General features: G+C 69.2%; 22 protein-coding genes and 1 riboswitch. Of the genes, 8 read left to right on the top strand and 14 right to left on the bottom strand.

The window, feature by feature from the left end:
* Nucleotides 1–32: 32 nt before the first annotated feature.
* Entirely contained in the window at nt 33–299 is a 267-nt protein-coding gene (locus tag OG390_RS35880; protein ID WP_406173672.1) for a DUF4190 domain-containing protein, read from the bottom strand.
* 78 nt (nt 300–377) lie between these two features.
* The gene (locus tag OG390_RS35875; protein WP_399081309.1) at nt 378–545 is read right to left on the bottom strand and encodes a hypothetical protein; all 168 of its coding nucleotides are present in this window, start codon (nt 543–545) and stop codon (nt 378–380) included.
* A 184-nt stretch (nt 546–729) separates the two neighbouring features.
* On the opposite strand from OG390_RS35875, the gene OG390_RS35870 reads away from it, so the two are divergent.
* Both OG390_RS35870 and OG390_RS35865 read left to right on the top strand, forming a co-directional pair.
* Nucleotides 730–1356: a TetR family transcriptional regulator gene (locus OG390_RS35870; protein ID WP_406173670.1), complete on the top strand. Its 627-nt coding sequence runs from the start codon at nt 730–732 to the stop codon at nt 1354–1356.
* A 158-nt stretch (nt 1357–1514) separates the two neighbouring features.
* Nucleotides 1515–1655, top strand: coding sequence for a hypothetical protein (locus OG390_RS35865; RefSeq protein WP_406173668.1), 141 nt, complete (start codon nt 1515–1517; stop codon nt 1653–1655).
* Nucleotides 1656–1911: 256 nt separating this feature from the next.
* Here OG390_RS35865 and OG390_RS35860 read toward each other — a convergent pair whose 3' ends face one another.
* Nucleotides 1912–2874 carry a helix-turn-helix transcriptional regulator gene (locus OG390_RS35860; protein ID WP_406173667.1) on the bottom strand — a complete coding sequence of 321 codons (963 nt, stop codon included), beginning with the start codon at nt 2872–2874 and terminating at the stop codon, nt 1912–1914.
* A 112-nt stretch (nt 2875–2986) separates the two neighbouring features.
* Between OG390_RS35860 and OG390_RS35855 the strand changes: the two genes are divergently transcribed.
* The gene (locus OG390_RS35855) at nt 2987–3586 is read left to right on the top strand and encodes a TIGR03086 family metal-binding protein (RefSeq protein ID WP_406178051.1); all 600 of its coding nucleotides are present in this window, start codon (nt 2987–2989) and stop codon (nt 3584–3586) included.
* 16 nt (nt 3587–3602) lie between these two features.
* Here OG390_RS35855 and OG390_RS35850 read toward each other — a convergent pair whose 3' ends face one another.
* Entirely contained in the window at nt 3603–4463 is an 861-nt protein-coding gene (locus tag OG390_RS35850) for a thioesterase family protein (protein WP_406173665.1), read from the bottom strand.
* Nucleotides 4464–4617: 154 nt separating this feature from the next.
* Between OG390_RS35850 and OG390_RS35845 the strand changes: the two genes are divergently transcribed.
* Nucleotides 4618–5853: an alpha/beta hydrolase gene (locus OG390_RS35845; protein ID WP_406173663.1), complete on the top strand. Its 1236-nt coding sequence runs from the start codon at nt 4618–4620 to the stop codon at nt 5851–5853.
* On the opposite strand, the gene OG390_RS35840 is transcribed toward OG390_RS35845, so the two are convergent.
* The 10 genes from OG390_RS35840 to OG390_RS35795 all read right to left on the bottom strand — a co-directional run bounded on the left by OG390_RS35840 (nt 5753) and on the right by OG390_RS35795 (nt 17418).
* Entirely contained in the window at nt 5753–6418 is a 666-nt protein-coding gene (locus tag OG390_RS35840) for a trimeric intracellular cation channel family protein (protein WP_406173661.1), read from the bottom strand. The two genes, OG390_RS35845 and OG390_RS35840, sit on opposite strands and share 101 nt — an antisense overlap.
* A 66-nt stretch (nt 6419–6484) precedes the next feature.
* Nucleotides 6485–7876, bottom strand: coding sequence for a M1 family metallopeptidase (locus tag OG390_RS35835; RefSeq protein WP_406173659.1), 1392 nt, complete (start codon nt 7874–7876; stop codon nt 6485–6487).
* 96 nt (nt 7877–7972) lie between these two features.
* Nucleotides 7973–9415 (bottom strand): ABC transporter ATP-binding protein, encoded by a 1443-nt coding sequence (locus OG390_RS35830; protein ID WP_406173657.1) that lies wholly within the window; start codon nt 9413–9415, stop codon nt 7973–7975.
* Nucleotides 9412–10509 carry an ABC transporter ATP-binding protein gene (locus OG390_RS35825; RefSeq protein ID WP_406173655.1) on the bottom strand — a complete coding sequence of 366 codons (1098 nt, stop codon included), beginning with the start codon at nt 10507–10509 and terminating at the stop codon, nt 9412–9414. Before OG390_RS35825 ends, OG390_RS35830 begins: the two co-directional genes overlap by 4 nt.
* Nucleotides 10506–11513, bottom strand: a complete 1008-nt coding sequence (locus tag OG390_RS35820; RefSeq protein WP_406173653.1) for an ABC transporter permease — start codon at nt 11511–11513, stop codon at nt 10506–10508. Before OG390_RS35820 ends, OG390_RS35825 begins: the two co-directional genes overlap by 4 nt.
* Nucleotides 11514–11585: 72 nt before the next feature.
* Complete coding sequence (locus OG390_RS35815) at nt 11586–13358, bottom strand: ABC transporter substrate-binding protein (RefSeq protein WP_406173651.1); 1773 nt, start codon at nt 13356–13358, stop codon at nt 11586–11588.
* A 37-nt stretch (nt 13359–13395) separates the two neighbouring features.
* Nucleotides 13396–14394: an ABC transporter permease gene (locus OG390_RS35810; RefSeq protein WP_406173649.1), complete on the bottom strand. Its 999-nt coding sequence runs from the start codon at nt 14392–14394 to the stop codon at nt 13396–13398.
* Between the two features lie 466 nt (nt 14395–14860).
* The gene (locus OG390_RS35805; protein WP_406173647.1) at nt 14861–15658 is read right to left on the bottom strand and encodes an enhanced serine sensitivity protein SseB C-terminal domain-containing protein; all 798 of its coding nucleotides are present in this window, start codon (nt 15656–15658) and stop codon (nt 14861–14863) included.
* Between the two features lie 179 nt (nt 15659–15837).
* On the bottom strand, nt 15838–16614 hold the full coding sequence (locus tag OG390_RS35800; protein WP_406173645.1) for an enhanced serine sensitivity protein SseB: 777 nt from the start codon (nt 16612–16614) through the stop codon (nt 15838–15840).
* 129 nt (nt 16615–16743) lie between these two features.
* On the bottom strand, nt 16744–17418 hold the full coding sequence (locus OG390_RS35795) for an AAA family ATPase (protein ID WP_406178049.1): 675 nt from the start codon (nt 17416–17418) through the stop codon (nt 16744–16746).
* A 168-nt stretch (nt 17419–17586) separates the two neighbouring features.
* A riboswitch (glycine riboswitch) is annotated at nt 17587–17689 on the top strand.
* 147 nt (nt 17690–17836) lie between these two features.
* Here OG390_RS35795 and gcvT point away from each other — a divergent pair.
* The 4 genes from gcvT (at nt 17837) to OG390_RS35775 (ending at nt 22251) form a co-directional block, all read left to right on the top strand.
* Nucleotides 17837–18955, top strand: a complete 1119-nt coding sequence (gcvT, locus tag OG390_RS35790) for a glycine cleavage system aminomethyltransferase GcvT (RefSeq protein ID WP_406173643.1) — start codon at nt 17837–17839, stop codon at nt 18953–18955.
* A 119-nt stretch (nt 18956–19074) separates the two neighbouring features.
* Nucleotides 19075–19452 carry a glycine cleavage system protein GcvH gene (gene gcvH / locus OG390_RS35785; RefSeq protein ID WP_406173641.1) on the top strand — a complete coding sequence of 126 codons (378 nt, stop codon included), beginning with the start codon at nt 19075–19077 and terminating at the stop codon, nt 19450–19452.
* Nucleotides 19453–19465: 13 nt separating this feature from the next.
* The gene (gene glyA / locus OG390_RS35780) at nt 19466–20728 is read left to right on the top strand and encodes a serine hydroxymethyltransferase (protein ID WP_406173639.1); all 1263 of its coding nucleotides are present in this window, start codon (nt 19466–19468) and stop codon (nt 20726–20728) included.
* 155 nt (nt 20729–20883) lie between these two features.
* Nucleotides 20884–22251: an L-serine ammonia-lyase gene (locus OG390_RS35775; protein ID WP_406173637.1), complete on the top strand. Its 1368-nt coding sequence runs from the start codon at nt 20884–20886 to the stop codon at nt 22249–22251.
* Nucleotides 22252–22354: the final 103 nt, after the last annotated feature.

Raw genomic sequence — 22354 nt, 5'->3', positions numbered from 1 at the left:
CCGCCACCCCCGGCTCTCGTTCCTGGAAGTTCCTAGAAGTTCCAGGACACCGTGCTGTCGAACTGCATGAAGGCCACCAGGACGACCAGGTCGGCGATGCCGAGGCCCAGGCCGAGGAAGGCGCGGCCGCGACGGGTCGTGCCGCGCCAGAGGGCGACGGAGGCGAGGGCGATGGCGATGGGGCCCAGGAAGACGTTGAGGACCAGGAGGCCGAGGAGGCCGAGGATGAAGGAGGCGACGGCCATGCCGTCGGCGTCCCGGGCGGCGGTCCGGCGGGCGGGGGTAGCGGTGAGTTCCATGATGTGGGTCAGCTCCCAACGGTCGGTTGGTTGACGAATGGCACCAACGGTCGGTTGGTGAAGGTATGACGCCGACGGTCAGTTGGTGGAGGTGTGGCGCCGACGGGCATGGCGCTCGCGGACCGCGAAGACGGCGAGCCAGATGCCGATGACAGCGGCGACGACGAGGGTGACGGGCAGCGGCGCGTGGGCCACGGAGCCCATGACGACACCCAGCAGCAGAAGGGCGGCGACGAGGAACAGCATGAGATGCCTCTCGTGGAAGTCTCGATGTCCCGACCCCGGGAACCGATGCCTCGACGGTGAGGCCCGATTGTTTCGGGGACTTGACGGCTCAGTGAACGGTTGTAGTAACACTTGTTCACTGACTCTTGAGTCTAGCGCGTCGCCCGGCTTTCCAATTACAGAGAACAGTTGTTAACTGCATGGTATGAGTCACACTCTCGGCATCCGACAGGCCCAGAAGCAGAAGACCCGACAGGCGCTCCTGGACGCGGCGTTGGGACTCCTGGAGGAGCAGAGCCTGAGCAGCCTGGGTCTGCGCGAGGTCACCCGCGCCGTCGGAGTCGCCCCGACCGCCTTCTACCGGCACTTCCGCTCCACGGCGGATCTCGGCGTGGCGCTGGTCGAGGAGGCACTGGGCAGCCTGCACCCGATGATCGAGGACACGGTGTCCGCGGCCGGGGACAGCGACGAACGCATCGCGCGCGCCGTCGACCTGATCGCCCGCCATGTCGAGACATATCCGGCGCACGTGCGCTTCATCGCGCGCGAGCGGCACGGCGGCGTCCAGCCGGTGCGGGAGGCGATCAGGGAGCAACTGGCCCGGTTCGCCGAGGAGGTGAAGGTCGCGCTGGCCGAACACCCCGAGTCGAAGGGGTGGAGCGACGACGATCTGCTGATGCTCGCGGGCCTGTACGTCGACCACATGCTGATGGCGGCCTCCGCGTTCCTGGAGGCGCTGGAGGGGACCGATCAGGACCGGGAGCGGGTGGCCTGCGTGACGAGCCGCCAGATGCGGCTGATCAGCATCGGCCGCCACAACTGGCTGGGGTGACACACCCGTTCACCGAGCGCGTCACCCCTTCGAGCGCCGACCTGGGTCAGCCCTGGGCAGCCTGCTGCCCCTGCTGCCCCTGACCCTGCCGGCCGCCGGGGCCGCCGCCACAGCCGCCCCGACCGCCGCCCATGCCGCCTCCGGGACCACCGCTCGGCATGCCCGGGGGGTTGCCGGACGGCGCCTTCCCGGTCGGCATGTTCGACGGCGTCCCGGACGCGCCTGCCGACGGCATCCCGGACGGCGCACCGCTGGGACGACCGGACGGGCCCCCGCTCGGCATGCCGGACGGCCGCTGACAGTTCTGGCCGGAGGTGCCGCTGTTCGAGGACGACGAGGAGTCGCCCGAGCCGCAGGCCGCGAGCAGCGGCGAGAGCGCCAGCAGGGCAACGGCGGGGACAAGTCGCGCACGACGATTCATTGGGGTAACTCCCAGTCAGGTCACGAGTCCGGTTCATGAAAGCCGGATGAGCGGGGGCCAGAGCACCAGATCCACGTTGGGCCGCGCTGTGCCGAAGCTGTGCCTTGCTGTGGATCAACGGCCCCGCGCGGGGCTCAATCCCCCTCGTACACCGCGCTGATGGCAGCGGCGGCCCCCGCCAGCTCCGCCCGTACCTCCGGTGGCTCCAGGACCTCCACCGTGTCCCCGAAGGCCAGCAACGTGCGGGCTTCGCCGATGAAGCCGTACGACAGCCGGGCAAGGGCCCATTCGCCCGCGCCGTCGTCCTCGGGCAACGCCGAGAGCGAGGAGGCGTTGAGACGCAGGAACATGTCGAGGCGGGAGCGCTGTACCCGAACTGTGACATCGAGACCGCCCGGACGCTCCTCGACCTGACGCCGCAACACCTCCCAGACGTCACCGAGTTCGACGCCCCGACGCCGCTTCACGGGGTCCGGCAGAACGGTGGCCGTCCGCACCCGGTCGGCACGGAACAGCCGGGGCCTGCCGCGCCGGTCGGCGACCAGGTACCAGACGCCTGCCTTGGACACGAGCCCGTACGGGTCGACGGTGTACGTGCTGGGCTCGGCATCCCCGCTGTGCCGGTAGCGCAGCCGCAGCCGGCGGTCGCTGAAGACCGCGTCCTGCAGCACCTCCAGGTCGACAGCCGGTTGCGGACCGCCTTTCCAGCGCGTCGCGTCGACCAGGATGCGGCGACTGGTGACCTCGGCGGCGGGCCGGTGCGGCGCGGGGAGCGCGGCCATCACCTTGCGCAGCGCCGAGCCGAGCGCCGCGTCCAGGCCGAGCGCGGCGTGGGCGCCCTGCGCGGCCAGGATGAACAGCGCGCGGGACTCGTCGGCGGTCAGCCCCGTGACGTCCGTACGGAATCCGGCGAGCAGTTCGATGCCGCCGTGCCGCCCGCGCTCGGCGTAGACCGGGACACCGGAGGCGGACAGCGCCTCGACGTCCCGGTAGACGGTTCGCACCGACACCTCGAGGCGGTCGGCGAGTTCGCGCGCGGGGACACGGCCGCGGGTCTGCAGGAGCAGCAGGATCGAGAGCAGGCGGTCGGACTTCACGCCCCCAGAATCGCGCCCGCCGAAGGGCTGGGCAAATGTTGACGGAAACTGTCAGGTTATGCGGCGAACGTGGGGGCACACCGACACCCGGAAGAGGTCCGCCATGAACGCCATGAACTCCCCGCACACCATCGACCCCCGCCCCCTGTACACCCGCACCGCCGAGCAGATCGCCGCGCTGGTCAAGACGGTACGACCGGAACAGCTCAGCGCTCCGACTCCGTGCGCCGACTTCGACGTACGGACCCTGCTCTCGCACATCGTCGGCGGCACCCGCCGTATCGCGGTGATCGGCGAGGGCGGCGACGGGCTCGCCGTACGCCCGTTCGCGGACGAGGTCGGGAACGAAGACTGGCCGGCCGCGTACGACGACGCCAGGACGCGGGTCCTGAAGGCCTGGGCGGACGACGCCCGGATGGACGCCCCGGTGCGCGTGCCGTGGGGCGAGGCACCCGGCCGCAACGCGCTCTCCGGGTACGTCATGGAGGCCGTCACCCACACCTGGGACCTGTCCGAGAGCCTCGGCCGGCCGTGGGAACTCGACCCGGAACTGGCCGAGTTCGCACTCGAGATCGCCCACCGCGTACTGCCCGACGGGCAGCGCGACGACGAGGAGCTGCCGTTCGACCCGGCGGTGCCGGCCCCCGAAGGGGCCGACGCCTACGGACGGTTGGCGGCCTGGCTCGGCCGCCGGCCGCTCCTCACCGTGTAAGGACAGGAGCCGGGACTCAGCCGAGCCTGGCTCGCGCGAGCTGGCGGGACTGCGCGACCAGCCGGTCCGCGCTGTCCCACACCTCGGCGTCCTCCTCCAGGAAGCCGCCGGCGAGGTTGCGGGTGGTGATCGACACCCGCAGCGGGCCGGGTGCCGGACGGGCGCGCACATGCACCGTCAGCTCGACGGTCGGCACCCAGCCGGACAGACCGATCTCGAAGGCGGTCGGCGGCAGGGCGTCGACCGCGAGGAGCAGCGAGAGGGGGTCCGCGTCGCGGCCGTCGGCGAGCCCGAACCAGGACCGCATCTCGCCCTTCCCGGACGGCGCGCCGAGCGCCCAGCCCAGGGTCGACGGGTCGAGCTTGAGGAACAGCCGGTCGGCGATGGCCGAGCTGCCGGGGACCGGAGCGGGCGCGTCCTGCGGTCCGAAACACTGGTCCATCGGCGGGATCGCGGGCGGTTTCGCGGTCGTACGGACGTCGTCGGGCAGGGTGTCGAGATCGCCGTACGAGGCGAGGACGCGGATCCGCTCGACCTCGCGGCCCTCGTCGTCGCACTGGAAGAGCGACGCCTGGCCGGTCGAGAGCGTCCGCCCCGTGCGGACGACGTCGGTGCGGACGACCGCCGGTCCCGGCTGGGACGCGGTCAGGTAGTGCGCCGAGATGGTGAACGGGTCGGAGTGCGGCAGGGCGTCCGCGAGCGCGCGGCCCAGGACGGCCAGCAGGTAGCCGCCGTTGACGGCGCTGATGATCGTCCACCCGGCGGAGAGGTCGATGTCGTAGACGCCGGGTTCGCGCAGGGTGACCGCGGTGTCGCGGTCGAACTCACTGTCGCCGATCGTGGCCCGCAGGGCCTGTACCGAAGCTGCTTCTGGCATGCCTGAACGGTACAACAAGAAATTACTAAGCGGTAGCTTTTTCTGATGCGGCGAGGTGATACCCCTCGGCATCCCGGGTGAGGGTTAGGCAATTTCTTGGTAAATGTCCGTTATGGACCGTGACCAATCGCCCGCGTCTCTCCTCTGAGTTGACATGAGCCTCACCGGGACGCCGTTCCTCTTCTTCGCGATCGCGCTGTTCGCCCTCGCCCTCGTCCTGGCCCTCTGGTCCCGAGTCCGCGGTCCCGCGCCCGTACGCAGCGCCGCCAGGCTGCTGATGCTGCTGTTCACCCAGGGCACCGCGGTCACCCTCGTCTTCGTCCTCGTCAACAACGCCAACACCCTGTACGACAACTGGGCCGACCTCCTCGGCACGGGCGACCACGTCCAGCAGGCCGCCGACCTCGGCAGGGACGGCACCGGCGGGATCGCCCTCAAGCAGCTGCCGAAGGTCCGGCAGACGTTCACCCAGGCCGATGGTCCCGGCATGCACCAGGCGGGCGGGGTCCGCGTCACCCAGCTCAGGGGCCAGGTGTCGGGGGTGAACGCTGAGGTCTACGTCTGGCTGCCGCCGCAGTACCACGAAGCCGCCTACCGACACCGGAGGTTCCCCGTCGTGGAGCTGCTGCCGGGCTACCCGGGCTCGGCCAAGGCCTGGTTCGGTTCACTGAAGGTGCACGAGCAACTGCTGCCGATGATGCGTGCCGGCCAGGTGGCCCCGTTCATCCTGGTCGCGCCGCGCACCACGCTGCTGGCCAAGGTGGACACGGGCTGCGCGAACATCCCGGGCACCGTGAACGCCGACAGCTGGCTCAGCATCGACGTGCCGAAGATGGTGACGGACAACTTCCGCGCCGAGGCGGCTCCCGATGGCTGGGCGACCGCCGGCTACTCGGCGGGGGCGCACTGTGCGACGAAGCTGGCCGTCGCCCACCCCGACCGCTACCGGGCGGCGGCGAGTCTGTCCGGCTACAACGACCCGATGGGCGAGCGGAAGTCCCTCGCCGCGCAGAGCCTGGCGCTGCGCCGACAGAACAACCCCTACCTGCTGCTGCGCGCCTACCGCACTCCGCCGCGGGTCGCGCTCTACTTCTCCGGCGAGTCCGGAGACGGCTACCAGGCGGGCGCGGCGCTCCAGCAGATCGCGAAGCCGCCGACGACCGTGGACGTGGTGCTGCTGCCGAGGAGCGCGGGCGGCCACGACATGGGGCTGTGGCGGCCACAGGTCCCGGAGGTGTTCCGCTGGCTGACCCAGCAGATCGGCACCGGGGCCGAGGGAGCCAGGACGGCTACGGAGTCTCCGGCTCAGTCGCCGTCGAGCGACGGTGCCAGGCACGCGGCGCTCGCCAGTGGTACCGCATCGCGAGCAGCCTCAGGACGAAGGCGGTGACCACCGCGAGCCCGCTGGTGAAGGGGGACAGCACGTCGTAGCGGATGCACAGCACGACCATCGTGGCGCCCACCATCGCGGGCACCGCGTACAGGTCGCGGTCCCAGCGCAGCAGGGAGGGCACCTCGTTGGCGAGCACGTCGCGCAGCACACCGCCGCCGACCGCGGTGGCGAGACCCAGGGCGGCCGACTGGGGCAGACCGAGCCCGTACTCGTACGCCTTCGTGGTGCCCGCGACGCAGAAGAGGCCGAGCCCGGCCGCGTCGAAGACGTTGACGGCGACCTGGATCCGCTCGACCTCCGGGTGGAGGAAGAAGACGAGCAGAGCGGCGAGCAGCGGAGTGCTGAAGTAGCCGAGGTCGGTGAACGCGGCCGGGGGCACGGCCCCGATCATCACGTCCCGGAACAGTCCTCCGCCCAGCGCCGTGACCTCGGCGAGTACGGCGATGCCGAAGACGTCGAAGTTCTTGCGGACGGCCAGCAGAGCGCCGGAGATCGCGAAGACGAAGATCCCGACGAGGTCGAGCACATGCTGGACGGAGGGGGTGAACAGTTCCTGAAGCACCCGAACATTCTCACCCGCCGACGGCCGTGCACCTTACAAAGCAAGGCTCGCGGCAGATCTTGCGGCCTACACCACGGGCTTGCCGGTCGTGTAGATCCAGGTCTGGAACAGGTCGTCCAGCTGCCGGCCCGAGATCTTCTCGGCGAGCCGGACGAAGTCCGCGGTGTTCGCGTTGCCGTAGCGGTGCAGCTTCGTCCAGGCGGGCAGCAGCTTGAAGAAGGCGGTGTCGCCGATGCGCTCGCGCAGCATCTGGAGCGTCATCGCGCCGCGCTGGTAGACCGCGGAGGCGAACATGGTGTCGCGCTGCGGGTCGGCGACCGTGATCTGCCAGAAGGCGGAGTCCGCGGGCCGCGCGTTGTACCCGGCCACGAACGAGTCGTGCGCCGAGCGGATGCCCTTGTGCTCGGACCACAGCCACTGGGCGTAGGTCGCGAAGCCCTCGTTCAGCCAGATGTCCTTCCAGCGCTCCACCGAGACGGAGTCGCCGAACCACTGGTGGGCCAGCTCGTGCACGATGGTCGACTCCGAGCGCACGGCGGAGTACGCGGGCTTCGACTGGACCTCCAGCGAGAAGCCGGCCTCCGGCATGTCGTCGACGATCGCGCCGGTCTCCTCGAACGGGTAGGGCCCGAAGACCTGCGACCAGTAGTCGGTGGCCTCGGCCGTGACGCCGTACACGTCGACGCTGTTGCTGTTGGCCAGCACCGGGTCGATGGCGACGTAGATGGGCGTCCCGGCGGGGGTCTTTCCGGACTTCACGTCGAACTTGCCGATGGTCGCGGTCGCGAGATAGGTGGCCATGGGCCTGCTCTCGCGCCAGTGCGTGACGGTCTGACCGCCCTTGCCGTACGTCGATATGAGGCGGCCGTTGGAGACACCGGTCAAGCCCTTCGGGGCCTTGATGCGGATGTCGTACGTGGCCTTGTCGGACGGGTGGTCGCTGGACGGGAACCAGGTGGAGGCGGCGTTGGGTTCACAGGCGACGAAGACGCCGTCGGTGGTCTTCATCCACCCGTAGTCGGAGCCGAAGATGATGGGGCCGTTGAGGGCTTCGGGGACACCGCCGTAGGTGACGGTCACCGTGAAGGTCCTGCCCTTGGGCAGGGCACCGCGCGGGGTGATGTGGATCTCGTCGCCCGACCGCGTGAAGTCGGCGCGTCTGCCGTTCACTTCGACCCTCGTGACGTCCAGCTTCTGGAGGTCCAGGTCGAAGGCGGAGAGGTTCTGGGTCGCGCGGGCCGTGAGAGTCGTACGGCCGTCGAGACGGTCGGTGTCCGGGTTGTACGCCACATCGAGGTCGTAGTGGCGGGCGTCGAAGCCGCCGTTGCCGAGCTGCGGGAAGTAGGGGTCGCCGATGCCGTCTGCGCCCGGGGTCGGGGCGGAGGAGGCGGCGATGAGGAGGAAGGAGGCCGCCGCGGTCGCGAGGGCTCCTAAACGTGCCGAACGGGAGAGTGCCATGAGCGTCCCTTTCGAACGTGTTCCGAACTATCGGACACGCGAGACTCTGCACTCTCCCGCACGAGCATGTTCATGACTTTGCCAAGTCGTCATGGCCTACGTGCCGGTTGACTCCTGACGATCGGCTTCCGCCGCATCGGCCTTCGTCTCCGCGGCTTCGGTCTCGGCCTCGGCGGAGCTACCGGCCTCGGTGGCTTCGGCCTCGGTGGCTTCGGCCTCGGCGGCTTCGGTCTCCGCTTCCGCGGCGTCGTCAGCTTCCTCGGCTTCGGCCTCTTCGGCTTCGGCCTCGGCAGGCGTCTCCTCGTCGGCAGCGGCCTCTGCGACCACCGGCTCGGCGGCCTCCGGCTCCGGAGTCTCCTCGGACGTCTCGGGCTCCGCCGCAGAGGACTGCGCCGGAATCACCAGCTCCACCGCTTCCCTCGCCGCCGACAGCAGCACCGTGTCCTGCGGCGCCTGGTCCTCGGCGTTCTCCGGGTGGTGGCAGGCGACCTGCTGACCGGGCTTCAGCTCGAGCAGCGGGGGCTCGGTCGTCCTGCAGATCTCCGTGGCCTTCCAGCACCGCGTGTGGAAGCGGCAGCCACTCGGCGGCGAGATCGGCGAGGGCACGTCGCCCTTGAGCAGGATCCGCTCGCTCTTGGCACCCCGGCGCTTGGGGTCCGGCACCGGCACGGCCGACATCAGGGCCTTGGTGTACGGGTGCATCGGCGCCTCGTACAGCGAGGTGCGGTCGGCGAGTTCGACGATCTTGCCAAGGTACATCACCGCGATGCGGTCCGAGACATGGCGCACGACGGAGAGGTCGTGCGCGATGATCACGTACGTCAGACCGAGCTCGGACTGCAGGTCGTCCATCAGGTTCACGACCTGCGCCTGGATCGACACGTCCAGCGCGGAGACCGGCTCGTCCGCCACGACCAGCTTCGGCTTCAGGGCGAGCGCGCGGGCGATGCCGATGCGCTGGCGCTGACCGCCGGAGAACTCGTGCGGGTAGCGGTTGAAGTGCTCGGGGCTCAGGCCCACCAGCTCCAGGAGCCGCTGGACCTCCTTCTTCACGCCGCCCTCGGGCTCCACGCCCTGGAGCCGGAAGGGCGCCGAGACGATCGAGCCGATGGTGTGCCGGGGGTTCAGCGACCCGTACGGGTCCTGGAAGATCATCTGGATGTCCCGGCGCAGCGGGCGCATCTTCCCCACGCTGAGCGAGGTGATGTCCTTGCCCTCGAACTCGATGGTGCCGCCGGTCGGGTCCTGGAGGCGGGTGATGACCCGGCCCATGGTCGACTTGCCGCAGCCCGACTCGCCGACGACGCCCAGGGTTTCGCCCTTGCGGACCTCGAAGTCGATGCCGTCGACCGCCTTCACCGCGGCGACCTGGCGCTGGAGAACGCCCTTCCGGATGGGGAAGTGCTTCTTCAGCCCCTGGACCCGGAGCAGTACCTCGCGGTCGCCCGAGCCCTTCGCGGAGTCCGCGCGGTCCTCGGGGGCCGCTGCCTGCTGCGGGACCACCGCGTCGGCGGCGCCCGTTTTCTTCGTCTCACTCACAGCTTCGGCGCAATCTCTTCGGTCCAGATCCGCGTACGGTCCTCCTGCGAGAGGTGGCAGGCGGTGTAGTGCCCGCTGCCGACCAGCTGCAGTTCGGGGCGCACGGTACGGGTGACGTCGCCCTTGGGCAGGTCCGCGTACGGGCAGCGCGGGTGGAAGGCGCAGCCCGAGGGGACGTTGATGAGGCTCGGCGGCTGGCCCTTGACCGGGATGAGCCGGTCGGAGGTCTCCCGGTCGATGCGCGGCATCGAGCCGAGCAGGCCCCAGGTGTACGGGTGCTGTGGCTGCTCGAAGATCGTGTCGACGCTGCCGCGCTCCACGCACCGGCCGCCGTACATCACGAGGACCTCGTCGGCGATCTCGGCGACCACGCCGAGGTCGTGGGTGATGAGGACGACGGCGGAGCCGAACTCCTTCTGCAGATCCCGGATGAGGTCGAGGATCTGCGCCTGGACCGTCACGTCGAGGGCGGTCGTCGGCTCGTCCGCGATGAGCAGCTCGGGGTTGTTGACCAGTGCCATCGCGATCATCGCGCGCTGGCGCATACCGCCGGAGAACTCGTGCGGGTAGCTGTCGGCGCGCTTGGCGGGCTCGGGGATGCCGACCCGGTCGAGCATCTCGATGGCCCGCTTGCGCGCGGTCTTCTTGTCGACCTTGTGGTGGACGCGGTACGCCTCGACGATCTGGTTGCCGATCGTGTAGTACGGGTGCATCGCCGAGAGCGGGTCCTGGAAGATCATCGCCATCTCGCGGCCGCGCAACTTGCGCACCTCGTCCGGGTCGGCGTTCACCAGTTCCTTGCCGCCCAGCCAGATCTCGCCGGACATCTGGACGTTCTTGCCGCGCGCGCCGAGCCGGTGCAGGCCCATGATCGCCAGCGAGGTGACGGACTTGCCGGAACCCGACTCACCCACGATGGAGAGGGTCTTGCCCTTCTCCACCGAGAAGCTGAGCCCGTCGACGGACTTGACCAGGCCGTCGTCGGTCGGGAAGTGCACCTTGAGGTCGCGCACTTCGAGGAAGGCGCTCGGCGCGTCCGACGGGGCGGAGACGGGCTCGCCGACCGCGGCGCCGGTCTTGGACAGTTCGGTCACGAGAGCCTCACCCGCGGGTCGGCGGCGGCGTACAGCAGGTCCACCAGGAGATTTGCGATGACGACGAAGAAGGCGGCGAGGAGGGTCACGCCGAGAATGGGGGGCAGGTCGTTGTCGGTGATGCCGTCGACCGCGTACTCACCGACGCCGTGCAGCGAGAACACGGTCTCGGTGATCACGGCACCGCCGAGCAGCAGGCCGAGGTCCATGCCGAAGACCGTGATGATCGGGGTGAGGGCAGCGCGCAGTCCGTGCCGGACCACCACGTTGCGCTCGCGCAGGCCCTTGGCGCGGGCCGTGCGGATGAAGTCCTCGTTCATCGTCTCCAGCATGCCCGAGCGGGTGAGCCGCGCGTAGATGGCGGAGTACAGGAGGGCGAGAGAACACCACGCGGGGAAGAGGGTGTTGGCCCACTGTGCGGGATTCTCGGTGAACGGGACGTAGGTGCGGCCGAAGATCGGCCACTGGTAGGTGAAGAGCAGCAACGCCAGGTTGCCCGTGAAGAACATGGGCAGCGAGACACCGGCGAGCGCGACGCCCATGAAGGTGCGGTCGAAGATCGAGCGCGGCTTCAGAGCGGAGATGACGCCGACCACCACACCGGAGACCAGCCACAGGACGGCGGCCCCCGCGGCCAGCGAGAGAGTCACCGGAAGGCGGGAGGTGAGCTGCGGCCAGACAGCCTGGTGGGTCTTGAAGGAGTACCCGAAGCAGGGCGCGTCGCAGTGCGCCGTGGTGGGGCCCAGGTCATAGGTGGCGCCGCCCACGATCCCCTTGATGAAGTGCCAGTACTGGACATAGACGGGCTGGTCCAGACCGAGGTTGTGCTTGACCGCGAGGATGTCGGCCTTCGACGGGCTCTTCCCGATGTACTGCTGCGCCAACTGGTCGGCGGTCTGGCCGGCCAGTCTGGGCAGCAGGAAGAAGATGGCGAAGGTGACCGCGGAGACGACCAACAGCAGGATCGCTGCCGCTGCCGTCCGACGGAGGATGTACGAGATCACGGGGATCGGCGCTGGTGCCCGCGGGCCGCGAAGCCCACGGGCACCAATGCCTTCACCTGCCTTCCGGGGCTGCTACTTCTTCGTGGTGCCGATGTTGAGGTAGTCGTACTGACCACTGAAGGCCGCCGAGGACACCAGGTTGGTGGCGTACTTCGGGCGGGCCAGCAGAACCTTGAAGTAGGTCAGCGGGACGAGGACGGCGTCATCCATCGTCTTCTTGTCGATCTCGGTGTAGAGGCTGTTGCGCTCAGTGTCGTCCTGAGTGCCGATCGCCTTCTCGAGAAGGGCGTTGACGTCCTTGTTGTCGTACTGCGACAGGTTGGTGTTACCCGAGGCGCCGATCGCGCTGCCGTTCAGGATCTGCTGGAGGAAGCCGTAGCCGGAAGGCCAGTCGGCACCCCACTGCATCATGATCAGGCCGATGTTCTGCTTCTCGGTGAACTTCGGGACACCCGCGTAGTCGGTGAAGTACTTGCCCGACGGGTACTGCTTCAGGCTGGCGTTGATGCCGACCTTCTTCAGCGAGTTGATGATCGCGGTGGCCGCGTCGATCTCCTGCGGGCGGTCACTGCGCGCGGAGATGTTGGTGCTGATGGTCGACTTGCCGCAGGCCTTCAGCTGCTCCTTGGCCTTGGCCGCGTCACCCTTGTTGCCGGCGGACGCGTAGACGTCCGACTTGGCGTAGCCCGGGATGTCCGGCGGGAGGACGGTGGAGGCGACGTCACCACGGATCGGGCCGCCCTCGGCGGTCTGCACCGAGACCTTGTCGATCGCGAACTGCACGGCCTTGCGGCACTCGACCTTGTCGAACGGCTTCACCTTGGTGTTGATCGCCATGTAGACGAGACGGCCACCGTAGGTGTTGTCGGTGTCGGCCTTCTTGTCGGCGGAGGCGAGCACCTGCGCCTGCGTGGCGGCCTGGACACCGGTACCGCCCAGGTCGATCGCGTCGCCGGCCAGGACGTCCTTGTCGATCGTCTCGGCGTTGACCTTCAGGTTGACGACGATCTTGTCCGGGTACTGCTTGCGCAGCGGGTCGGTCTTCGCATCCCAGTTCTCGTTGCGCACGAGGACGGCCTGCTTGCCCTCGGAGTAGCTCTGGAACTTGTACGAGCCCGAGGACACGATGTTCTTGACGTAGTCGACGCCGTTGTCCTTGGCCTGCGGGACCGGAGCGGTCTGCGGCGTCGCGACCAGGTAGTCGAACTCCTGGAACGCGGTCTTCAGGTGGAAGACGACCGTGGTGTCGTCGGGGGTCTCGATCGACGACAGGCCCTTGGCGCTCTTGTCCTTGTAGGGGCCCTTGTACTTGTCGCCGCCCACGAGGAACTGCTGGAAGTAGTTCGGACCGAGGGAGAGCACGTCACGCGCGAAGTTGGAGCGCTCGACCGCGTACTTGACGTCCTTCGACGTGATCGCCGAGCCGTCCTGGTACTTCAGACCGGTACGCAGCTTGTACGTCCAGGTCTTGCCGCCGTCGCTCGGGACGCCCTTGCTCGCGGCGAGGTCCGGGACGAGGGTGTTGCCCTTCTCGCCGGCGCCGGGCTGGAACGTCATCAGCGGGCGAGCGTACAGCCGGCTGAGGTTGTACATGTACGCGTAGTACGTGTTGCCGGGGTCGAAGGAGTCCGGGACATCGGAGTACTCGTAAGTGACCGTGCCCCCCTTCTTCGTGGAGGCGTTGACAACATCCTTGGTCGCTGCGTTGGCCCCAGCTGATTTGGTGTTGTCGTCGTTCTTGTTGTCATCGGCCTTGCTGCAGCCTGCGACGAGCAGGCTCGCGGAGCCGATGGCCGCAACTGCGGCCAGCGCTGACCTTCGCATGATGGGCGGGTTCCCCTCCATTGTCGGAAACTTGATGGGCTCTCGGGTGCGGCCGGCCTCAGCGGCTGCGCGGGTCGAGAGCGTCGCGGAGACCGTCGCCGAGCAGGTTGAACGCCAGGACGGTCACGAAGATGGCGAGGCCGGGCACGATCATGAACTGCGGGTCGACCTCGTAGAAGGTGACCGCCTCCCTGAGCATGCCGCCCCAGGACGCCTGCGGGGGCTGGATGCCGACCCCGAGGAAGCTCAGGGACGCCTCGAAGAGGATGTTGGTCGGGATGAGCAGCGTCGAGTAGACGATGATCGGGCCGACCAGGTTGGGCAGCAGCTCCCGGAAGAGGATGTACGGGCCCTTGGCGCCCATGCCCCGGGAGGCGTCCACGAATTCCCGCTCGCGCAGGGCCAGGGTCTGGCCTCGCACGATCCGGCCCAGGTAGGGCCAGTTGAAGAAGCCGATGACGAAGATCAGCACGCTCAGGTGGAGCGGAAGCCCTTCGAGGCCGAACGCACCGCCCTGCAGGGTGGCGGAGATGGCGATCGCGAAGAGCAGGAGGGGGAAGGCGAGGAAGGTGTCCATCAGGCGGCTGATGATGGAGTCGACCCGGCCGCCGTAGTAGCCCGCGACGACGCCCATGATCGCGCCGATCACGTTCGACAGGATCGTGGCGCCGAAGGCGACCACCAGCGACACCCAGGAGCCCTCCAGGACGCGGGTGGCGATGTCGCGCCCGAACTTCGGGTCGACACCCAGCGGGTGGTCCGCGCTCATCCCGCCGAGGCCGCCCTTGGGCAGCGAGGTGTTGGGATCGATCAGCTCCTGGTGGAACGCGTTCGGGTCCAGCCCGAACATCGCCTGGATGGGCCGCGCGAGCACGGCCACCAGGATGAGCAGGACGACGATGACACCGCCGGCGACCGCCACCCTGTCGCGCTTGAAGCGCGTCCAGGCGATCTGTCCCAGGGAACGGCCCTCGATCTGCCCCTTGTCGACACCGGCAAGCACGGCCTCCGGCTGTGCTTCCGATGCCGCCCCGGTGGTCTCGATCGGTGCGGTCACAGTGACCCGACCCCTCTGACCGGTGGTGACCGGCCTACGCCCGCCGCTGTCTGCGGCTTGGTTCACTTGCAAGCCGGGAGGGACCGCAGATGGTGCGGAGTGGTTTCCCGGCTGATCCTTCGACTTGCACTCGCTCACAGGATCGAAGACCCCATGTCTGAGTGGGGAGTCTTCAGTGCCCGCACGATCACGTGCCAGGCCTGATGGAGAAAGTATGCGCAACCGTGATGCGGTTAAGGGGATTCCGTTATCCGAACAGTGGGTAACGCGGGCCGGACAGGGGGCAGTTGGGTCGAAAGGCCCCGCGAAGCACTCTTTCGGCACGCATCGCCCTCAAAGCGGACATTCAGCTCTTACATCCACTCCCGCGCAGGTCAGCTGCGAGGCGCGGGCGGCGCGACTCGGGCGCAGGAGGTCATGATGACAGCCGGGCCCGATCCGGGACCCCCGGGCCCCGGTCCCGCGGTCAGTAGCCGCCGCGGGCCGGTGGATAGCCGTAGCCGCCCGCCATCGGTGCCTGCACCGGAGCCGCGTGCGCCTCGCGGTCGTAGAACGGCCGGGCGTTGGCCCGCAGCCACATCGCCACCGGGTCGTACTCGTCGGACATCGCGACGGTCGAGACGGGGAGTCCGTCCGGGACCGCGCCGATGGACTGCTGCATCATCGCGCGCACCGAGTCGACGGCGGGCGGCGAAGTGTCGTACACGTCAAGGCCGATGGCCAGATACGGCGCCCCGAGCGCAGGCTGCACCCAGGCGCGGCGCAGCGAGCGCACGGCCGGGGTGCGGTGCGCGTTCTGCGAGAGGAGGGCGTAGAACTGCGGGATCTCGATGCCCGGTTCGGAGAGCCGGAGCGGGCCCGCGGGCTGGCGCTCCAGGCCGGCGGCGATGCGGCGCAGGTCCAGCCAGGGGATGCCGACGCCGCCGCCCGGGGCGTGCGGATTGAGCCAGAGGCCGAAGTGGTCGGGGTACAGGGTACGGGCGACGTCGAGGCCGTCGACGACCTCGTACGAGCGGTTCCAGCCGCTGGCCGAGAGCTCCTGGGCGGAGGTGACACAGGGCGCGTAACCGAAGCCGTCCACCTCCATGTTCCCGTACTGGGCGTCCGGGGAACCGGCCTGGCCGTGCCAGAGCAGCATCCAGATCTGGCCGGACGGCGGGGTCGCGAGCGCGCGAAGGAGCGCCTCGTAGGCGTCGTAGCGCCCGGGCGTCACCTGGCGCAGCATGTGCTCGACCTGCCCGGCCGCGGTGCTGCTGGCGCTCACCTGTACCGCCCCTTCGAGAAGTTGCCCCGGATATGAAACCAGCTTAAGTGGAGCCGCCTGCAGGAACCGCCCAAGAGCCCGGGGCTTCCTGCATCTCGTGGCTGCGGGTCATCGTGGTCGACCGCGCCCACGCCACGGAGCCGCACGATGCCACAGCCGGCGCCCCTGACGGGGCGCTCCTAGTGGCCGTGTTGATAAAAGGGCCGCACCTGGGCGCGCAGCCATTCACCCACCGGGTCCTGGGCCACGTCCAGGAGGACGAGGTTCACCGGCCACTGCACCGCGACCCTGCCCAGTGCGCGGCCCAGTGCCTCCATGGGCAGCGCCCGCAGGTCGCCCTCCCACTGGGAGAGTTCCACGCCGATGAACATGACCGGGTCGGCGGTCTCGATGGCGGCCAGGCAGCGGCGGGCGGTCAGCACGACGCCGGTCTCGGCGAACTCGGCGGAGGCGGCCGACAGGAAGTCCACCGGGTCCTCCTGCCAGTCGGGCTCGAACAGCCGCACCCGGCCGCCGCTCGCGGGCCCGTCCAGCGGGGTCCGTCCGGCCCGGCACAGCTCGGCGACGGCGAGCGGCGGCAGCGGTACGCCGACCACGCCGTCCGGGTTGACCGCGATGCCTACCTGCGGGGGCAGCCCGCGGGCGAACTCGACGGCGGGCGCGATCGTGTACGACATGAGGCCGCCGGTGACCTGGCGGAACTGCTCCTCGGAGCTGAAGACAGGGACGTACGCCTGGCCCTCGATCTCCAGGGTGGGCAGGTCGAGCGGGCCGGACTGCGGACCGCCGCCGTTCGGCAGGGGCACCCAGACGAAGCTGCGGCCGAGGACCTCGACGATGCGGGCACCCGCCGAGGGCACGCCGAGGGAGGCCGACAGCACCTCCTCCAGTTCGTTGCCTGGCCATCCGCCGTGCGGATGGGGGTGCGCCTGTGCCGGGAAGTCGGGGAAGTCCATCTGTCTACCGCCTGCTGTGAACCGCTGTTCGGGTGCTCCGGTGTTCCGGCTGGCTAGGTTAGTGGGCTCGTACGGCCATCTCGTACGTCTGTTTCGTACGAGAGGGTCGCCGTCGGCTCGTACGGTCCTTCAGCCGCCGAAGTCGATCCGGCGCAGCACGTCCGCCGCGTCCCGGTCGATGAGGACCGCCGAGCCGCAGCCCTCCGGCAGGTCGCCCTTCTCCACGGAGCGCAGCAGCCGGGCGACCGCGCCGCGGTGGCGCGCGAACGCGTATCGCGACACGCCGCGGCCGCGCTCGCGCTGGCCCTCGAGGGCGGTTCCCGGTGTGACGTCGAGCAGCAGCAGGTGCAGCGCGCCGCCCCGGCGCCGGGCCTCGCGGGCGAGCCAGCGGCGCACCCAGGCCTGCGTACCGCAGTCATGCACGACGACTCCGGCACCGGAGCGCAGGGCGCGGCGCAGTCCGGCGTAGTGCGCGACGCGGACCAGGGGGCGGTAGACCGCGTACGGCAGCCATCGGATCATCCGCTCGTCCCAGCGGTCGCGGGTGTCCTGGGAGTCGATGCGCGCGCCCGTGACGGCCCGGCGCATCAGCGTCGACTTGCCGCTGCCCGGCAGCCCGGTGACCACGACGAGGTCGTACGCACCGAAGTGCAGCCCGTGCGGGCTGTGTCCCGCGCGGTCCCTGAGGTCGCGGACGACGGCCGTCGGCAGCGGGCCGCACGCCTCCCGGGCCGGGGCGGCGGGCTGCTCGGGCAGCGCGATGCCCGAGGTCGTGGCGTACGCGGTGGTGCTGTTCACCGTGATCGTCCTCCCCTTGGGTCTGGAGTCCCATCCCCGTCGAGTGTAAAGAGAAGGTAATGCGCGGTGCTTCTTGTTTGCGTACTCGGACTGCCACAGACCGGTCACAGATGCGGACTGCCGGGATCGGACGGCGCGTGCAATGATGTGCGCGCCAACTGCATACCGGCCGCTTGAATCCGCGCGGGAGAGTTCCCGGTCACGTACCACGTGCCGGGGCGCCGAAGGAGCAAGTCCCTCCCTTGAATCTCTCAGGCCCCGTTACCGCGCGGGCGAGGCACATCTGAAAAGCGGGCCGCTGACCAGTGGCTCCACCCAAGGTGCAAGTCAGGACCACCGTTTCGCGGGGTCGTGATGAACCTCTCAGGTTCCGATGACAGATGGGGAGGAACGACCTCGCCGTCATGCCTTGGGAGCCCCACCGATGAGCAGCAACGCACCCCGTCACACCGCGCTCGATGCCCTGCATCGTTCGCTGGGCGCGACGATGACCGACTTCGCAGGCTGGGACATGCCCCTGCGCTACGGCTCCGAGCGCGACGAGCACCTCGCCGTCCGTACGAAGGCCGGTCTCTTCGACCTCTCGCACATGGGCGAGATCACCGTCTCCGGCCCGCAGGCGGCCGAGCTCCTGAACCACGCCCTCGTCGGCAACATCGCCTCCGTCGGCGTGGGCCGCGCCCGCTACACCATGATCTGCCAGGCGGACGGTGGCATCCTCGACGACCTGATCGTGTACCGGCTGGCCGACACCGCTTACATGGTCGTCGCCAACGCCTCCAACGCGCAGGTCGTGCTGGACGCCTTGGTGGAGCGTGCCGCGGGCTTCGACGCGTCGGTGCGCGACGACCGTGACGCGTACGCGCTGATCGCCGTGCAGGGCCCCGAGTCCCCCGGCATCCTCAAGTCGCTCACCGACTCCGATCTGGACGGCCTCAAGTACTACGCGGGTCTGCCCGGCACGGTCGCGGGCGTCCCGGCACTGATCGCGCGCACCGGCTACACCGGCGAGGACGGCTTCGAGCTGTTCGTGAAGCCGGAGCACGCCGTCGAGCTGTGGCAGGCACTGACGAAGGCCGGCGAGGGCGTCGGCCTGGTCCCCTGCGGTCTGTCCTGCCGCGACACGCTGCGCCTGGAAGCGGGCATGCCGCTGTACGGACATGAGCTGAACACCTCGCTGACCCCCTTCGACGCCGGGCTCGGGCGGGTCGTGAAGTTCGAGAAGGAGGGCGACTTCGTGGGGCGTACCGCCCTGCAGGCCGCCGCCGAGCGCGCCGCCGAGAACCCGCCGCGGGTGCTCGTCGGCCTGATCGCCGAGGGCCGTCGCGTCCCGCGCGCCGGGTACCAGGTCGTCGCCGAGGGCAAGGTGATCGGCGAGATCACCTCCGGCGCCCCCTCCCCCACGCTGGGCAAGCCCATCGCGATGGCGTACGTCGACGCCGCGCACGCCGCTCCGGGCACGGCCGGGGTCGGTGTGGACATCCGGGGCAGCCACGAGCCGTACGAGGTCGTGGCGCTGCCGTTCTACAAGCGTCAGAAGTAGAGACTGAGCGCGGTCCACAAGGAGCCAAAAGCGACACCGCGCGCTTCTTCCCTGCTCATCGGCAGGTCCAGCAGTCCCCCATTCACCAGCACTGACCCGCGTACAGGAGAATTCAGGCCATGAGCAACCCCCAGCAGCTGCGCTACAGCAAGGAGCACGAGTGGCTGTCGGTCGCCGAGGACGGCGTCTCGACGGTCGGCATCACCGAGTTCGCGGCCAACGCGCTCGGCGATGTCGTCTACGCCCAGCTTCCGGAGGTCGGTTCCACGGTGACCGCGGGTGAGTCCTGCGGCGAGCTGGAGTCGACGAAGTCGGTCAGCGACCTGTACTCCCCGGTCAACGGCGAGATCACCGAGATCAACGAAGACGTGGTCAACGACCCGTCGCTGGTGAACTCCGCGCCCTTCGAGGGCGGCTGGCTGTTCAAGGTGCGCGTCGCCAAGGAGCCGGCCGACCTGCTCTCCGCCGATGAGTACACCGCCTTTTCCGCCGGCTGAGAGGTCGTAGAACATGTCGCTTCTGAACATGCCCCTGCACGAGCTGGACCCGGACGTCGCCGCCGCCGTCGACGCCGAGCTGCACCGCCAGCAGTCCACCCTGGAGATGATCGCCTCGGAGAACTTCGCTCCGGTCGCGGTCATGGAGGCCCAGGGCTCCGTCCTGACCAACAAGTACGCCGAGGGCTATCCCGGCCGCCGCTACTACGGCGGCTGCGAGCACGTCGACGTGGTCGAGCAGATCGCCATCGACCGCATCAAGGCGCTCTTCGGCGCCGAGCACGCCAATGTGCAGCCCCACTCGGGCGCCCAGGCCAACGCTGCCGCGATGTTCGCGCTGCTCAAGCCGGGCGACACCATCATGGGTCTGAACCTCGCGCACGGCGGGCACCTGACCCACGGTATGAAGATCAACTTCTCCGGCAAGCTCTACAACGTGGTCGCGTACCACGTGAACGACCAGACCGGTCAGGTCGACATGGCCGAGGTCGAGCGCCTCGCCAAGGAGTCCAGGCCGAAGCTGATCGTGGCGGGCTGGTCGGCGTACCCGCGCCGGCTGGACTTCGCCGAGTTCCGCCGGATCGCGGACGAGGTCGGCGCGTACCTCATGGTCGACATGGCGCACTTCGCCGGCCTGGTGGCGGCGGGCCTGCACCCGAACCCGGTGCCGCACGCCCACGTCGTCACGACCACCACCCACAAGACGCTGGGCGGCCCGCGCGGTGGCGTGATCCTTTCGACGGCCGAGCTGGCCAAGAAGATCAACTCCGCGGTCTTCCCGGGTCAGCAGGGTGGTCCGCTGGAGCACGTGATCGCCGCCAAGGCCGTCTCCTTCAAGGTCGCTGCCTCGGACGACTTCAAGGAGCGCCAGCAGCGCACCCTCGACGGCGCCCGGATCCTGGCCGAGCGCCTGGTCCAGGACGACGTCAAGGCCGTCGGTGTGGACGTCCTGTCCGGTGGCACGGACGTACACCTGGTCCTGGTCGACCTGCGCAACTCCGAGCTGGACGGGCAGCAGGCCGAGGACCGCCTCCACGAGGTCGGCATCACGGTCAACCGCAACGCCATCCCGAACGACCCGCGCCCGCCGATGGTCACCTCCGGTCTGCGCATCGGCACGCCCGCCCTCGCCACCCGCGGCTTCCAGGCCGAGGACTTCACCGAGGTCGCGGACATCATCGCCGAGGCGCTGAAGCCGTCCTACGACGCGCGGGCCCTCAAGACCCGGGTGTCCGCTCTGGCCGACAAGCACCCGCTGTACCCCGGCCTGAAGTAATTTCGTACGCTTTCTGTCGTACGTTTTGGTTCGTACGGTTCCTTTCGTACGAACGTCCGGGGCACCGCGCACACTGGATACCGAGCGCGGTGCCCCGCCCCATGCACCACCTCCGCCCGACAACGGCGTCAGGCGAAACCCACCAAGGAGTTCCCGTGGCCATCTCGGTCTTCGACCTGTTCTCGATCGGCATCGGCCCGTCCAGCTCCCACACGGTGGGGCCGATGCGAGCGGCACGCATGTTCGCCCGCCGACTGCGCAACGAGGGGCTGCTGGCCCCGGTGACCTCCATACGCGCCGAGCTCTACGGCTCGCTGGGCGCGACCGGGCACGGGCACGGCACCCCCAAGGCGGTGCTGCTCGGCCTGGAGGGCGCGTCACCGCGGACGGTCGACGTGGAGAGGGCCGACGAGCGGGTCGAGCAGATCAAGTCCTCGGGGCGCATCAACCTGCTCGGCGAGCACGAGATCGACTTCTCCTTCGACGGCGACCTGATCCTGCACCGCCGCAAGGCGCTGCCGTACCACGCGAACGGCATGACGATCTTCGCGTACGACACCTCCGGTGAGCTCGTGCTGGAGAAGACGTACTACTCCGTGGGCGGCGGCTTCGTGGTCGACGAGGACGCGGTCGGCGAGGACCGCATCAAGCTGGACGACACGGTCCTGAAGTACCCCTTCCGCACCGGCGACGAGCTGCTGCGGCTGACCCGCGAGACAGGCCTGTCGATCTCGGCCCTGATGCTGGAGAACGAGCGGGCCTGGCGCACCGAGGAGGAGATCCGCGAGGGGCTCCTCGGCATCTGGCGCGTGATGCAGGCGTGCGTGTCGCGCGGCATGTCCCGCGAGGGCATCCTGCCCGGCGGCCTCAAGGTCCGCCGCCGCGCCGCCGTCTCGGCCCGCCAGTTGCGCGCCGACGGCGACCCGCTGGCCCACGCGATGGAGTGGATCACGCTCTACGCCATGGCCGTGAACGAGGAGAACGCGGCGGGCGGCCGCGTGGTCACCGCCCCCACCAACGGCGCCGCGGGCATCATCCCGGCGGTGCTGCACTACTACATCAACTTCGTGCCGGGTGCCGACGAGGACGGCGTGGTCCGCTTCCTGCTGGCCGCGGGCGCCATCGGCATGCTCTTCAAGGAGAACGCGTCCATCTCCGGCGCCGAGGTCGGCTGCCAGGGCGAGGTCGGCTCCGCCTGCTCGATGGCCGCCGGCGCCCTCGCCGAGGTCCTGGGCGGCAGCCCCGAACAGGTCGAGAACGCCGCCGAGATCGGCATGGAGCACAACCTCGGTCTGACCTGCGACCCGGTCGGCGGCCTCGTCCAGATCCCCTGCATCGAGCGCAACGGCATGGCGTCCGTGAAGGCCGTGACCGCCGCCAGGATGGCCATGCGCGGCGACGGCTCCCACAAGGTCTCCCTCGACAAGGTCATCAAGACCATGAAGGAAACCGGCGCCGACATGAGCGTCAAGTACAAGGAGACGGCGCGGGGCGGGCTCGCGGTGAACATCATCGAGTGCTAGGAAAACAGGCCCTGACCAGTGCGTTCGTGTCTTTCGGCGCTGTCGGGGCCTTCCCTGCTTACCCGGTGGAAAGTCCCTTGGACGTCCCCGGGACAGACGTGAA

The sequence above is a fragment of the Streptomyces sp. NBC_00996 genome (assembly GCF_045162675.1).
GTDB lineage: Bacteria > Actinomycetota > Actinomycetes > Streptomycetales > Streptomycetaceae > Streptomyces.
This window is presented reverse-complemented; position numbering and strand designations above follow the sequence as displayed.

Bases quoted from the DNA above. Each gene is read 5' to 3' on its own strand.
- glyA (WP_406173639.1), top strand. From the start codon at position 19,466: ATGTCGCTTCTGAACATGCCCCTGCACGAGCTGGACCCGGACGTCGCC.
- OG390_RS35880 (WP_406173672.1), bottom strand. From the start codon at position 299: ATGGAACTCACCGCTACCCCCGCCCGCCGGACCGCCGCCCGGGACGCC.
- OG390_RS35850 (WP_406173665.1), bottom strand. From the start codon at position 4,463: ATGCCAGAAGCAGCTTCGGTACAGGCCCTGCGGGCCACGATCGGCGAC.
- OG390_RS35835 (WP_406173659.1), bottom strand. From the start codon at position 7,876: ATGGCACTCTCCCGTTCGGCACGTTTAGGAGCCCTCGCGACCGCGGCG.
- gcvH (WP_406173641.1), top strand. From the start codon at position 19,075: ATGAGCAACCCCCAGCAGCTGCGCTACAGCAAGGAGCACGAGTGGCTG.
- OG390_RS35870 (WP_406173670.1), top strand. From the start codon at position 730: ATGAGTCACACTCTCGGCATCCGACAGGCCCAGAAGCAGAAGACCCGA.
- OG390_RS35855 (WP_406178051.1), top strand. From the start codon at position 2,987: ATGAACTCCCCGCACACCATCGACCCCCGCCCCCTGTACACCCGCACC.
- OG390_RS35875 (WP_399081309.1), bottom strand. From the start codon at position 545: ATGCTGTTCCTCGTCGCCGCCCTTCTGCTGCTGGGTGTCGTCATGGGC.
- OG390_RS35845 (WP_406173663.1), top strand. From the start codon at position 4,618: ATGAGCCTCACCGGGACGCCGTTCCTCTTCTTCGCGATCGCGCTGTTC.
- OG390_RS35815 (WP_406173651.1), bottom strand. From the start codon at position 13,358: ATGGAGGGGAACCCGCCCATCATGCGAAGGTCAGCGCTGGCCGCAGTT.
- OG390_RS35865 (WP_406173668.1), top strand. From the start codon at position 1,515: ATGCCCGGGGGGTTGCCGGACGGCGCCTTCCCGGTCGGCATGTTCGAC.
- gcvT (WP_406173643.1), top strand. From the start codon at position 17,837: ATGAGCAGCAACGCACCCCGTCACACCGCGCTCGATGCCCTGCATCGT.
- OG390_RS35800 (WP_406173645.1), bottom strand. From the start codon at position 16,614: ATGGACTTCCCCGACTTCCCGGCACAGGCGCACCCCCATCCGCACGGC.